Genomic DNA, 14,333 nt, shown 5'->3' on the forward strand with positions numbered 1-14,333 from the left:
GGTGAGGACGGCGTCGACTCCGAACTCGACCTCGGCGTCGGCTGGCAAGACCCCGCCGTGATCCGCGAAACCGGTCTTTGTGTCTGGCGCAGCGGCCAGCGGCCGGTGCTCGATTTCAAACGCAATGGCGACATGCTCACGGGCAAGATGGCCATCCTCTGGACCCAGGGCGAACACGATACCCCAAGCTTCGCCGACGACGACCGCGACTACGCCACCATCGAGCGTTCCGGCCACCTCGCACGCGAGGGTGTCCTCAACGAAGACATTCACAAGCTCGCCGAGGGCATCCAAGTTTACCACGGAGTGCAGCTCGAGGAAGGCATGGAACCCCTGCCGGAAATTGCCGGTAGCATTGCTAGGAAATACAGTGGTGGTGGCCACGGAGGCTACGCGCTCTACCTCTTCGAATCAGAATCTGCCCGCCAGGAAGCACTTGAAATTACGTCCGATCTGAAAGCTGTCGAACCCTACTGTGTTTAAGGAGGGCTGGCTCCTTGCCTACTGCCTACTGAAAACCACCAAACTTCCTCTCACTGCCAACTGATAAACTGAATACTGAATCAGTACCGCTGGGGCGGCGGGAAGCGGCGGATTGAGGCCCCTTCTTCGTCGTGCTACGCAGGACACGCAATCTGCCCTACCGTGAAACGGCGGCGTGAGCCCCTTCTTCGCCAAGCTACGCAGGGCACGCAATCAGCCCTACCGATTGCGGATTTTTGTTTTATTGGTATTTCGAGTTTGAAACTTGAAGTTTAAATCCACCGTCTCCCCAGCAGCACAAACCCCCATTTCCCAATCCCAGCTTCCCATTTCCCATCAACACATGAAATTTTCCATCATCACCATTTGTTATAATCCTGGGCCTGTGTTGCGCTCTGCTTTGGAGTCTGTGTTAGGTCAATCCTATGATGGTGTGGAATACCTCGTGGTGGACGGTGGTTCCACTGATGGCACGGTAGAAATGTTGGCGACGTTGGCTGATACCTTGCCTAAGATACGCTTTGTTTCTGAACCTGACGACGGGCTTTACGATGCCCTCAACAAAGGCGTGGCGATGGCCACAGGGGACGTGATCGGATTTGTTCATGCCGACGACTTTCTTGCGCATCCGGATGTCTTGAAAAACATTGCGGCTAAGTTCGAGGAAAGCGGTGCCGATGCGGTGTATGGCGATCTGCAATACGTTGCCCAGAAGGAATCATCTGAAGATGACTTTAAGGTCATCCGTCATTGGGTCTCAGGTGAATACGACAGGAAAAATCTAAAGTGGGGATGGATGCCTCCGCACCCCTCACTCTACCTGAAACGCTCCGTCTATCAGCAAGCAAAAATGGACAATGGTGAATACTTCAACACCGGCTTCAGTTGCGCGGCTGACTATGACTTCATGATGAGAGTTTTATCTAAACTAGACATTGCTCCCGTCTATCATCCTGAGGTCTTGGTGAAGATGAGGGTGGGCGGTGTCAGCAACCGTAGTCTCAAACATATACTCACAAAATCTCTCGAAGATTGGCACGCTATCCGCTGCAACCGCATCGGTCATGCCCACACACTAGTGTGGAAAAACCTTCGTAAGCTCAAGCAGTTTATTCCCTCGGCGGCAAAAGCCTGAGAGATCTAGAGATTATATAAAATAACACCGGCGCATGTCGCATTGGTGGTATTTTTCAAAACACTTTGTTAGATATGGGAGTCTTTCTGTATCTAACCTAAACAACAACGCTATAAATTCTCTACCGAGTAAAAACTATGCCTTCCCCTTATTACCGTGAATCTGGAATCGATCATGTAGACCCTGAACCTGTTAATGTATTACCTGCTAGTGAGATGACGATCGGCTCAGTATTCGCCGATGGTCATGTCGATGATGCCGCAGTGGTGAAAAAACACCGCCGTCGTAGTCTGATGGCCGATATCTATCCCGTGATGATGGTCTTAGCCGATCTGATGCTGATCTCAGCCATCTTCGGTTTAGCCTGCTGGCTTCGCTACGACACTGAACTTCTGCATGCGATGAGCCGAAAAGTGCTCCTGGTATGTGGAGCTATTAGCATGCTGGGGGTCGCAATGGTGGGCGGCTATAGCTACAAGACGAACACCACGAGCGTGCGCTTCGTTTCCGAGCACATTATTGTTTCCATCGCTTCCTTCATTGGAGTGTTCTTCATCATCTATTCCTTCGTCACCTATGGTTACCAGATGAACTCAGGGCGTAGTGTGGTGGCGCTTACGATGGTGGCTTTTCCTGTCTGCTCGATTCTTTATCGAATGGGGCTGGGTAAGGTGAAAAACCATTTCCGCAAAGGCAACGCACTCTGCATCATCGGAACAGGGTGGTCGGCTCGGGACCTTTACCGTCGATTGAAAGCCAGTAATTCCACCTGTGAAGTCATGACTTTTGACCCTCATGGCGACCGGGAAGGGCAGCGACTTTGTAACCGCGATGACAGCTCGCCGATGATTGAGCCGCTAGGGGAGGTCCGTTTGCGGTCGTCCATGCGTGGTAAATATGTCGAAAACTACGTGCTGACCTGTCCTTTGGAAGAGCTTCCGTCCGATTTCCAAAAACGACTCGCCGTGGCTCAGTTCTCTGGGCACAAAGTGTGCTCTTATGAATCATATCTCATGGGGCAGATGAAAATCATGCCTCCTGGCAAAGTTTCTATGAGCTGGGCGCTGGAAGAAGGGTTCCTTTGCAACCGCAATAAGACCTACGAGCGGATCAAACGCTTTGGTGACATCATGGTGGGGCTGACCGGACTGATTGTTTTTGCTCCCGTGTTTATCGTCGTCGGGATCCTGGTGAAGCTGACCAGTCCGGGACCGATCATTTTCAAACAGCAACGGGTCGGGCGCCGTGAAGAGCCCTTCGATATCTACAAGTTCCGTAGTATGACGGTGCGCACAGAGGAAGAAGCGGGATCGATGTATACGCAGAAAAACGACCCTCGCGTGACCAAGATCGGAGGTTTCCTACGCAAGACCCGGATCGACGAGCTGCCGCAATTCTGGAACGTGCTCAAAGGCGATCTCAGCCTGATCGGTCCGCGCGCCGAGTGGGTGGACCTGGTCAAGGGTTACGAGCAAAGATTCCCCTACTACCACTTCCGCCACGCCGTCAAACCCGGCATCACCGGCTGGGCCCAGGTGAACTACTCCTACGGTGCCAACGACGAGGATACCGTGGAAAAACTCAACTACGACCTCTACTACGTGCGCAAACACTCGATGATCCTCGACGCGGTCATCGTGGTGAAAACCGTGTATATGGTCCTCTTTGGTCGGGGGCAGTAGTGGGGAGTCAAGGTAGGGAGGATTGCGTGCCCACACGGTAGGGCGGATTGGCCTCAATCCGCCGCTCCTCGCCGTCCGCCGCCGCCCTGATTCAGGATTCAGTGATTTTTTTGACCGCAACCGGAGCGCAGCGGAGATAGCCCCTAGGCAAATATTGCGAATTGGGCGAATTTTGTCTCTTGGAATTTGAGACTTAGCACTTAATGCTTCGCGCCCCCAGCTCTGGAGGAGCGATAGAAAGCGATCGCAAAGAGTGAGTTTCCCAACGGAGGATTGGGGCCCCTTCTTCGCCATAGCTTCGGCAGGGCACGCAATCCTCCCTACCGCCTCTTGGAATTCAAAACTCAACACTTAAATCTTCCTCATATTTGGGGGAGAAACATGAGGGAAATCTGCCGATCTGAGAAAAAGCAGCATTTTTCCCTTGTCAGTGATGCCCCTCACAAGTAAGAACTCCCCGCCCTGCCAAGGGGCACCTCCTGAACTAACCAGCAGGCGGTAAAAACATCCAATTATTATGGGTAGGTGGCCGAGTGGTTAAAGGCGGCAGACTGTAAATCTGCTCTCGTATGAGTACGCTGGTTCGAATCCAGCCCTGCCCACCATTTTTATAAAGACCCGGAGCGAATGCTTCGGGTCTTTTTTTGTGGGCAGAGCTGGATGAGAACCTTGGTTCGAGCGCACGACGAAGTAGCGTGTGTCACGCTTTCAGGGTGTTTCAATGCGGAGGAGCATTGGAGATGATTGCACAGATGGAGAGGAACGGAATCAATCCAGCCCTGCCCACCATTTTACTCACCCCAGTTCTTTGACTAGAGCTGGGGTGAAATGTTTTGGAGCTGGATGAGAACGTAGTTCGAGCGCACGACGAAGTGGCGTGTGTCACGCTTTTAGGGGGGGCTTGTTTCCTGAGGAGGAAACGAGGATATGTGCACAGCCTGAGCGGGCGAGGGCAATCCAGCCCTGCCCACCATTTTCCTAAAAGACCCGGAGCGAATGCTTCGGGTCTTTTTTTGTAGCGAGGCGTTTGCACGCTTCGGAGGGAGAGGGTGATGGGGGTGTGAGAGGACGAAGGGTGCAAACCCTTTGCTACGGGTGGGTGAAATGTTGATTGTGTTTGTGGCGTATGAATCACTTATGCGTGGATTGATTGCTTGGGTATTGTGTTGTTGCCTGCTGGTTACTTCCGGTTGTGGGCAGGAGGAGTCGGTCGTGTCGGCTCCATCGGGGGTGAGTGACATTGTGAATGCGGCGCGGAGCCAGATTGGCAAGACCACGAGCTATGACCCGGCCTACGTCGGTTTGGCTTATCCCATGGGCGACATCGATATCAGCAAAGGAGTTTGCACCGATGTGGTGATCCGAGCGCTGCGCAAGGCACGCAAGATCGACCTGCAGCAGCGGGTGCACGAAGATATGCGGGCGCATTTTTCCAAGTATCCGAAGATTTGGGGGCTGAAGCGGACGGACAAAAACATCGACCACCGACGGGTGCCGAATTTGCAAACCTACTTCAAGCGCCAGGGCTGGTCGTTGCCGGTGAGCAAGGACAAGGCCGACTACTTACCGGGCGATCTGGTGACCTGCACGGTAGCGGGTCGCTTGCCACATATCATGATTGTTAGTGACGTCAGCGATGCAGACGGCGTGCCAATGGTGATCCATAACATCGGTGGAGGCGCGCGTGAGGAGGCTCGGCTGTTCGAGTTTCCTCTGACTGGGCATTATCGGGTGAACTAGCTGGGGGGATGTTACGATTAAGCAGCGAAAAGAACGCTCCACATTCTCAGGATTCTAGCTAGGAATATTAGCAAGCTGAACTAGGCTCATTCTAATATGCATTCGGAACCTGCTGCTCAATCGACCCTTCACTCGGTGGATGCGCTGCGTACTCGGGTCAGTTTGCTACAGCGTGCCAGCGACGGTAGCGACCACTTGGCGTGGGAGGAGCTACTGAAGTTCTACAGCCCATTCATTGCCAAAGTTCTGCAATCGATGGGTTTTCGTGGCGCGGACCTCGACGATGCCCGCCAGCAGGTATCGCTGGCACTGTGGAAAGGTCTGCAGTCCTACGATCGCGATCCGGACCGGGCGAAATTCCGCACCTGGTTTGCCCGTCTGATCAAGAACACGGCAATCAACCAGATCCGTTCGAACCAGCGGAAACCGAGCGGTCCCAGTCTGGACGACGAGCACAAGGAAGTGGCGCTGGAACTCAGCGATGATCCGGAGCTGGATCAGCGGGTGGAGCAGGAATGGCAGGAATACGTCGTGGACCTGGCGATGGAGCGAGCCACTGCGGTCTTTTCCGGCAACGCGGTGGAGGTGTTTCGCCTCTCACTGGCTGGAAAATCTGTGGAAGATATCTCCGCCGAGTTGGGGATCAAGGTGAACACCGTTTACATTCTCAAACATCGGGTGAAGGCGGTGCTGTTGAAGGAAATCCAGAAGTTGAAAAATGATCTCGAATCGTTTGGCCATGTGCCCGCTGCCTGATGTCTGATAGCTTATCCATCTACCGCAGTCTCTATGACGAAGCGGATGAACTCACCGGCGACCTGACGGAGGGGGCGACCGAGGCGCTATGCCCGCTTTACCATGCGTTGGAAAAAATTGAGAACCGCTACGAGAACGAAGAACTCATCGGTCAGGGCGGGATGAAGCAGGTGCTGCGGGTTTACGATCGGCAGACCGAACGTGAGGTGGCGCTTGCACTACCGCGTAACGATTTCGCTCCCGAGCGCTACGATGCTTTCCTGCGTGAAGCCCACATCACGGCACGGCTGGAGCACCCGAATATCATCAAACTGTTCGACATGGGGATCGATGCCGAAGGGCGTCCGTTTTTCACCATGGAGTTCAAGCGTGGACTGTCGTTGCGCAAGATCCTCAGTCAGCTACGGGCGGACAAAGAGCTCGATCGCTACCCGGTTTCCCAACGACTCTCGATCTTCCTCAAGATCTGCGAAGCCATGGCCTACGCGCACTCGCGGCATGTTCTTCACCTCGATCTGAAACCGGAGAACATCCAGATTGGCACATTCGGTGAAGTGCAGGTCTGCGACTGGGGGATGGGGGAAATCGTTCGGGGTGACAGCGAGCGGCAATCGGCCGAGGCATTGTTAGATCCGGATCTCTACGGTGATCAGTTAGAGCCCGCGGTGAAAGGCACTCCCGGCTACATGGCACCTGAGCAGGAGAGTGCGCGGGTGGCCAAGTCCGCGCAGACAGACATCTACGCGCTTGGCTGCATGCTCTACGAGCTGGTGACGCTGCTGCCGCCGGACGCCCGCAGCTCGAAGCCGGCTAGTTCCAAGGCGATCAGTGCGATCGTGGACAAAGCCTGCGCGGAGAGCCCCTACGATCGCTATCTCTCGGTCGACATGATGCACTCCGATGTCAACCGGCACCTGATGGGCTTCAGTGTGGGGGCGGAAAAGGCCGGGTTTCTGCGGGAGATGCGGCTGTTTTACCGTCGGCATAAGCTCACCAGCACCATCACGCTGCTATTCACCATTTTCTTGTTAGGTGTGGCATTTTTCTTCACCCAGAAGCTCAAGGACAGCTACGACAACACAGCCCAGGCGCTGGACACCACAGCGCTCGCTCTGACAACGGCTGAACAGGAGCGCGACCGCGCTGAGCAGGCATTGAACAAATACCTCAAGGAAAAGGAATACTCGGCGGCCTTGTTAGAAAGCCAAGATGCCGACACCCTTGATGGCACGCTGATGCTGATGGAGGATGTCATCATGCACGAAGGCATCGGTGAAGTGGCGATCCAGAGAGCGATGGATAAGCTCGACGAGCGGCTGAAGGTTTCCCAAGAAAAAAGCAACCGAGCCTGGACGTTAAAAGCCTATCTGTATTTCCTGACCCAGCGGTTTGTCGAAGCGGAAATTTACTACAAGATGCGCACGGGAGACCAGCAAGAGCTGCGTGATGTCATCCCCGAGTTTGCACCACTCGTCCGGAAAGAAGATGGACTCCTGCCGCCAGAGGCCTTCATTCGACTGATGGGGAAAATCATGGAATTCAAAGGGCGGAACCGGGCACCGCTGATTGAGAAAATGGTGACCTACGATAGCCTCAAGCGGTCGTCGCTGGAGGAGCGAACAAGGATCATCCGTGCCTTTCTTCAGCTCTCGAACCCAAAGTGGCTGAGCACAAGATTCGAATACGATGCCAGGCAGCGTCATTTAAAACTGAGTGGGAATATGCTCACCACGCTTTTCCGGCCTCGGGTATCGGCTACGAATCCGAGTAAGAACGCACGCAGTGTGCTGCGCCTGCTGCCTATACGCTCGCTAGAGCTCGCCACGCCGATGCTGCATGACTACCGACAGCTGCGCGGCTTAGGGGTCGAGGTGCTGGACATCAGCAAGATGCCAGCAAAGAACTTGGCGCCCTTGGCCACGATGAAATCGCTGCGGGTGCTGATCGTGCGCCCCGGACAATTTGGTCGGTTACAGCTGGATCAACTGCCGGCTCATGTCACCGTTAGAGTGCATGACACTAGGGAGGAATGACACAGTTCTGATCTGCTCCGAGTGCCTGCTTAATGCTAATCTTAGCTGTCTTATGATTCACGCATCCTCACAGAAAACACGCCGCCAATTTCTGAAAACTGCCAGCCTGATGGCCTCAGGCTGTGCGGCACCGCAGCTGGCCACCGGCTTGAGCCGCGATGAGCCATCGGTGAAAAAAGGATGGAGTGGCGGCAATGCCACGGCCCATCGCCAAGTGCTGCCTCACTGGTATTACAACTGGACACGGAGCGGCCGCTCAGGCGGAGCCGGGGGACCTGAGTTCGTGCCGATGATCAAGGGTAGGAAGAATCTGGGGAAGCAAACCTTCGACGTCATCCGGGCGCAGGAAAACATCACTCACTTGTTAGGATACAACGAGCCGGAACGCAAAAAACAGGGCGACCTGAGCGTGGAAGAGGGGCTCAAGCACTGGCCGAAGCTGGAGCAGCTGGCGATTGAAAAAAATCTTCGTCTCGGCAGCCCGGCAGTCTCCAATGACCAGGGTGGCAATCAATGGTTGGAGGCCTTCATGAAAGGGGCGAAGCGGAAGAAGATGAAAGTCGATTTCCTCGCGATCCATTGGTATAGCGGCACGGACGTCAAACGATTCGACCAGTGGCTGGATGACCTTTACAAAAAGTATCGTCTACCGATCTGGCTGACCGAGTTCAACGGCTGGAGTGGTAGCCACAAGGAGATGGCGGACTTCGCCATCAAAGCCTTCAGGGTGCTCGAGCGACACCGTCGGGTAGAGCGCTACGCCTACTTCAACAAGCCGAAGGGCCAGCCGGGGTCGATCTGGAAGGCCGACGGCTCACTCTCTGAGATCGGTCTGGCACTTCAGGCGATCTAAGGGGCTCGCATTTTCGACGTCTGGCAAATAGGCGAATCGGAGCGGTGGGGGCAGCCTCACGTGCGACTCCCGCACTTACTTCGGCATGTCCTGGATCGCAAGCATGCGCAGGGGAGTGGATCCCAGCTTGGCGCGGGCAACACTGGGGAAGGCAATCAGAATGATCCGGCGGCCGGGCACGAGGCGGAGGCGCTTGCTCGACATGATTTTATTTTCCCCCTTATAGCGCATGATCACCTTCGCAGAGGTGTAGGTATTCCGTGTGGTGTTGACGAAAGGGTAGGTGAACTTGCTGAACGGCTGGACCACGGTCTTGGTGGTATTGACCTGCAGCCCGAGTGGGGCGGTGCTCTCGTTGTAGAAGTAGATGTTGTTCGCTGGCATCGACGAGCTGCTCAGGTTCAGTCCGGCGCTGGTGATTGGGGATTTGGCATCCTTGCGTTTCAAGATCACGAGATGAGATTTACCGGTGCCGGACAATGCCTGCTGGACGGCTGGCTTGTAGGTGACCTTTCCTTCCTCGTCCGTGACCTGCTTGTAGAGCGTGAAGGTTCTCGCGCCGCGGACGGGGAGAGGCTGCGAGACGGTTTCACCGTAGAGCTCGATCTGATAATAATTCTCACCAACCTTGAGGAAGAAGACATCGTCCTTTTTCAGCTGGAAGGTGGTGACACACTTGCAGACGAGATCTTCAGCCTGTGGTGTTGGCAGAGGTGGCAGCTGGTTGGGATCTGTTATTTTGTCTTGGGCAATAGCTGCGGAGCTGGCGAAGCAGAGCGCCAACAGCGGGATGAGAATGCGGGAAATCATAAGAAGTCTGGGTGAGGTGGTTGATCAATGGTGAAGGGTAGCCATTAGCAGCTTAGTTGACGATGGAGTCATCGTCACCGAATGGCATCACATCTTTCTCATTGAGCCAACGGAAACTCATGACATTAAAACGGCGACCAAAGCCCGTCTCATTCAGCGCTTGTGGCTGGACGAGCTTCGAGTTGCTGCCGTCCCAACCGACAGGTTTGGCGCTGCGCTGCACCACCGCTTCACACCATGCTCTGGCTTGCACCTCGCCGGTGGTGGGATCGATCGAGTCGCCGTAGGCGCGGATCACAAAGGTATCGCCACGCACGGTGATGCTTGGGCCGATCTTGCTGAGCACGTCGGCTTGCGAGATGAAGTTGGGTGCGTAGCTGTGGATCAGTCCTCCGTCGCTATCGATCACAGATTTTGGAGCACCGAACATGGCTTCCTGAGCATCGGATGAGACGCTGAAGTTCATGCTGCTACCGCTCCAGTCTTGGCTGGGCTTGATCGTCATCTTCGTGCCGGAGCTGGATTCGGCGGCGTAGTAGTGATAGTTGATCTGTTGGTCTTCTGTGGTGGCCTTGTTGATGGCAGCTTGCAGGGTGCCGAGCACTTCCTGGTAGACCCGCTCATCGCCGGTGACATCGCTGTCGGGCTCGAGGCGACGATTGACAAAGTCACCCAAGGAAAGGAACGGGCCACGGAGCTTCACCTCCTCGACAATGCGGTTCGCCAGAGTGTCGATTTCCGTGCTGTTCAAGGTGCGGGTCGCAGCCCAGCTGTTCACCTCGGAGAAGTCCGTGTTGGCGCTGCGGTCTTCTGGAACATCGTTAGGCTCTTCCACCAGTGGGGCGAGAAAGCGGCCCATGGCGGCGGCGTCGGCGGTGTTACTATCGGTCGAGCTGTGCAGCGTTTCCACGCTTTGTCCCAGTGCGCCTGAGAGGAAGGCCTTCCAGGCGGTCACCGAGGTGGAGTTGACGTTGAAGCCACCGTGCACCATCACACTGGAAGCGGAGAGGTCGAAACCATCGGCATTGGTGAGGATGGAACTATCGAATTCACCATCGTTGCCGATGCTGGTGAGGTATTGACGGCTATTTGGCAGGCGCATGCCGGGCTCAAGAGTTTCGCCGCTCTGAGGAATGGTGCTGAGGTAGTAGCTGTCCCAGGTGGAAGCATTGAGCAGGTAGGAAATGTCGTAGAGATCCTGCTGCGAGCTGGACTTGAACTCGGAGCGATCGAAACGTGGCGGTGCCTGGGCGTTGCCGAAGGCGTAGGTAGGCTGCCAGGAGTAAACCGAGAGATCGGCGTGCTGGAAGCTCCCCAGGGAAAGCGGGCCGTAGTCTCCGGTGGGGTAATCAAAGAAGGGGTATGCCATGTTGGGCACCTGTGAGCGGTGCCAGCCACCGAGGCGATCGGTGGAGAGATTGCCATACAAGTTATCGGTGGATTCCCAAGTTGCTTTGAAGGTATTTACGGAGCGGAATGAGAAGGCATTTTTCCACTCAGTGGCTTCGACAGAGCCGCTTGGCCAATTGTCCGAGCCGGAAAAGCTCTGCTGATTTCGGACGTTCCAGTAGCTGAGCATGGAGTGCGGCTGACCGGCTTTGGGCGGTTTGTTCATGTTGGAACCACCGACGAAGATATCGAAATTACTCACCAGCATCGAGGAGCCGAAGTTGATCAGTGCGCTCTTGTAGTCGTAGGTGTCTGAGGCGAGACGGGATCCATCGAGGTAGCTGCTCAGAGGATAGGTGGAGCGCTGCCAGTTTCCGAAGCGTTCATTGCGCTGCGGTTTTTTGATCGCGTGCAGCAGCGTCGGGTTTCCGTTTTCCACCGAGTAGAGGTTGAGGTGCATGTCGAGATCTTCATCATCGCTTGCACCGGAGCCGGTTTTGTCCGAGCGGAAATTGGGCTCGGTTTTCAACTTGGAGGTCAAGTTTGCGTTCGAGCTGGCGTCGAGGGTGCCTACCGATGGGCTGACGAGGTAGAAAAATTCGTCCAAGTTGCCTTCGTTGACCAGCAGGTTGAGGTCGGCGTCGTTGGAGTAGTTTTTCAGGATGTCGGTATCGGCATTTGAGTTGATGTTGTAAGGCACGCCGGAGATCGATCCGGACGAAGGCGGTTTGGCGTGGAAAAGCAGCGATTCGCCGGGCTCGAATGCCTGGTTTTTAATGACAAAGGTGAAGAAGCGTTTGTTGTCCTGGTAGTCGATGTCCTCGTTGTCTGCCGGTTTGTGTGGAGGCAGCGGGGTGTGGCCGTTGTTTTGCTCCCACGAATGCCAAACTGGGTTGGTGTTATACGTCGCTTTATCGGTGTTACGAAGGCCGGTTTGCATCCACCAGCGGAACTGGTAGCCAATTTGAACGATGTAGTCCTGGGCCTTGAGTGGCACGTTGTGTGGGTTCCACAGCTGGAACTGAGGCATAATCATGGTGACCGGATTGAAGGTCTTGGTTCCGGTGATTTCATAAGAGTGCTGCATGGCAACGGCTCCCTGGGTGATCACGGGGTATAGGCCGTGGGATGGATTCGAGGAATCGTAGTTTGCGGCGACCACGTCTTGGGGTTCGGTCGGGTCATCGACCAGATTGGCCCACTGCTTGAGGAGGTCGAAGGTTGGAGTGCGATCGGCGCTGATCGAGAAGCGGCTGTCGATCATCGATTTTTTATCGTGACCGGTGTAGGAACCCTTCAGGTAGGCGGTGAGATCCTGCTTCAGTTTACCATTAACCACATCCACCGGCAGCGAGAGGGAGTAGGGGGTGAACTTGTCCTGATTCAGGCGGCTCCAGCTTTTCCATGAAGAGTCGGAGGCCTCATCACCGAGGCGCTCGAGCTGGTTATGAGTCACCAGCTTGAAAAGCTTCTCAGGGGTTTCCTTATACGTGGGAAGTTGGCTGGAAAAGTTGGTGCTTTGGGTTACTTGGTAGCTGCTTTGGCGCTGGTCATCAGCGTCCACCGAGCTGCCGGCGAGCACATCCGAGCCATCGATGGAAGCCAGGGTGTTCACGCGGGCCTTCATGCTTTCATCACCGATCCACCAAGCGTAGCGGCCGGAGTTATCCTCCACCTTCACCAAGCCGGCTTGAGCCTTGGTCAGCTGAGTGGCTGCGAGGCTATCGGCGTCTTGAGGGATGACCACGGAGGCGTCTTTGATAAACTGACCGAGGGTGACCACGTCGCCATTGATATTCGCTGTGGGGTCCAGGGCGGTTGTGTTATCGGCATTGGAAACCAACCATTCCATGTTTTCCAAACTCCAGTCACGCAGTGAGCGTGGATCGATCAAGCTGTCATCCGGGCTGTTTGGGTTGACCGTGGGGTAGACACCCAGCCAATGCGGGTGCAGCACGCCATTGATCTCGCTGCTGCTGGGATCGGTATCAAGAATGGAAGCGTTGGCGGTGGCGCGGGCGTCAGGGCCGAGAGTGCTCTGCAGCTGGCCGAGGGCGATTTGTAAGGCCATGCGGGCATTCGCCTGGGCTTCCGCCTGGGCATCGGCATGACGACCGGCACGGATTTCCAAGGTGCTAAGGCTGAGCATCGCCAAGGCGATGAGGGTGAGCAAGACCATCACGGAGATGGTGGCAATCAGGGCAAAACCTCTGGCCTGGGTGGGTGCGTTGTGGAGACGAATCTTCATAATGATGTGATGGGGTCGATTTGACTGATGAAAAAAAGATGAGAAATCACAGATGTATATTCTCAGTATATTCATAAACACGCCGATCGCTAACATCTTTACACGGAAATGAATGTTTTTCATTAAGTTTATACTCTGAACTGCATTTAGAGCGGTCTGAAGTGAGTCAAATCAATGATTTGAGCTCAATCAGATGAGTTCAGCGCGGGTAAAACAGGTCCTCAGTGAAATGCGCTAATTGATTTCATGGCATCTAGTAAACTAGCTCATTGGCTAGGTAGCCGAAATGAGGATTTGCTGCTAGTTTTTAATAATCACACAATTGTTTGATTTGTACCATCGAGTAGAAAAGACATTCATCCACATCATAACTTATGAAAACACACACATTATTAAGCGTCAGCCTGCTTTCAGTAGCGATATCAGCATCGTCTCAGGCGGCATTGCTACTTCAGTATGATAGTGGCTCAAACCCTCCTCAAAACAATAGTGGTGTAGGCCACTTAGTAACTTATAACGTTGATGCAGCCTTCATCAGCTCGCCGTTAAGCCACATCGGAAATGATGGAACTTCGGTTCAAGGTGTGGGTTCGGTGGCTTCCTACCCTGGAGCAACCCCACCTGACGCCACTACCGTCAATGGCGGGACTCCCACCCAGACCAATACGACAACGGTAGGTGCGCAAGGAGGATTGACATTCTCTGATGTCACTTTTGAAATAAATCCGAATGGGGGCCTAACTGGTACAACTGCTGATTCACTTGCTGGAGGGAACTTTATTTTCTTCACGTTTACAGCAGCACAAGCATTCAACCTGACTGAACTTTCAGCAATTTCGGATCCCAACAATGGAACTGGAAGACATGGAGCCCAAACCGCCGGGGCGTTTGTCAGTGTGAATGGGGGGACATTCAATCAGTTTGGAAGTGATTTCTCGTTACTTAACAATGCTCCACGCACCAATGTGTTCACTGACACATTATTTATCGACGCGGCTGATACAGTAGAAGTTCGATTAGCATTCACAGAAGAGGAATTCTCCAATGGATTCCAAGCAGCTACTCGTATCGGCAGCATTTCCGTTAATGGTGATCCTATCCCTGAACCATCTTCCGCCGCCCTTCTCGGACTTGGTGGACTGGCTTTGATCCTTAGACGTCGCAAGTAGACGTTCCTTATTTCAATCAAGGCCGTTCCTTCGGG

At 54.5% G+C, this 14,333-nt stretch carries 9 protein-coding genes, 1 tRNA gene and 1 pseudogene; 9 read left to right on the forward strand and 2 right to left on the reverse strand.

Annotated elements, in window-relative coordinates; genetic code table 11:
- From JO972_RS03105 to JO972_RS03140, 8 genes and pseudogenes are all read left to right on the forward strand, one after another.
- A pseudogene (locus JO972_RS03105) lies at window positions 1-483 on the forward strand (adenylyltransferase/cytidyltransferase family protein); the annotation flags it as partial.
- A gap of 343 nt (window positions 484-826) precedes the next feature.
- Window positions 827-1,618: a glycosyltransferase family 2 protein gene (locus JO972_RS03110; RefSeq protein WP_309488541.1), complete on the forward strand. Its 792-nt coding sequence runs from the start codon at window positions 827-829 to the stop codon at window positions 1,616-1,618.
- 215 nt (window positions 1,619-1,833) lie between these two features.
- Complete coding sequence (locus JO972_RS03115; protein WP_309488542.1) at window positions 1,834-3,300, forward strand: sugar transferase; 1,467 nt, start codon at window positions 1,834-1,836, stop codon at window positions 3,298-3,300.
- A 519-nt stretch (window positions 3,301-3,819) separates the two neighbouring features.
- A tRNA-Tyr gene (locus JO972_RS03120) sits at window positions 3,820-3,905 on the forward strand.
- 532 nt (window positions 3,906-4,437) lie between these two features.
- Window positions 4,438-5,040, forward strand: coding sequence for a DUF1287 domain-containing protein (locus JO972_RS03125; protein WP_425498275.1), 603 nt, complete (start codon window positions 4,438-4,440; stop codon window positions 5,038-5,040).
- Window positions 5,041-5,136: 96 nt separating this feature from the next.
- The gene (locus JO972_RS03130) at window positions 5,137-5,796 is read left to right on the forward strand and encodes an RNA polymerase sigma factor (protein WP_309488544.1); all 660 of its coding nucleotides are present in this window, start codon (window positions 5,137-5,139) and stop codon (window positions 5,794-5,796) included.
- A complete protein-coding gene (locus JO972_RS03135; RefSeq protein ID WP_309488545.1) occupies window positions 5,796-7,829 on the forward strand; it encodes a serine/threonine-protein kinase in 2,034 nt (677 codons plus the stop codon). Before JO972_RS03130 ends, JO972_RS03135 begins: the two co-directional genes overlap by 1 nt.
- 52 nt (window positions 7,830-7,881) lie before the next feature.
- Entirely contained in the window at window positions 7,882-8,682 is an 801-nt protein-coding gene (locus tag JO972_RS03140; protein ID WP_309488546.1) for a glycosyl hydrolase, read from the forward strand.
- Between the two features lie 75 nt (window positions 8,683-8,757).
- Here the strand turns inward: JO972_RS03140 and JO972_RS03145 are convergent, their stop codons facing one another.
- Both JO972_RS03145 and JO972_RS03150 read right to left on the reverse strand, forming a co-directional pair.
- Complete coding sequence (locus JO972_RS03145) at window positions 8,758-9,492, reverse strand: hypothetical protein (protein WP_309488547.1); 735 nt, start codon at window positions 9,490-9,492, stop codon at window positions 8,758-8,760.
- Between the two features lie 52 nt (window positions 9,493-9,544).
- Window positions 9,545-13,129, reverse strand: coding sequence for a hypothetical protein (locus tag JO972_RS03150; RefSeq protein ID WP_309488548.1), 3,585 nt, complete (start codon window positions 13,127-13,129; stop codon window positions 9,545-9,547).
- A 374-nt stretch (window positions 13,130-13,503) separates the two neighbouring features.
- On the opposite strand from JO972_RS03150, the gene JO972_RS03155 reads away from it, so the two are divergent.
- Window positions 13,504-14,298, forward strand: a complete 795-nt coding sequence (locus JO972_RS03155; protein WP_309488549.1) for a PEP-CTERM sorting domain-containing protein — start codon at window positions 13,504-13,506, stop codon at window positions 14,296-14,298.
- The last annotated feature ends 35 nt before the right edge of the window (window positions 14,299-14,333 follow it).

The organism is Oceaniferula flava (assembly GCF_016811075.1).
GTDB lineage: Bacteria > Verrucomicrobiota > Verrucomicrobiia > Verrucomicrobiales > Akkermansiaceae > Oceaniferula > Oceaniferula flava.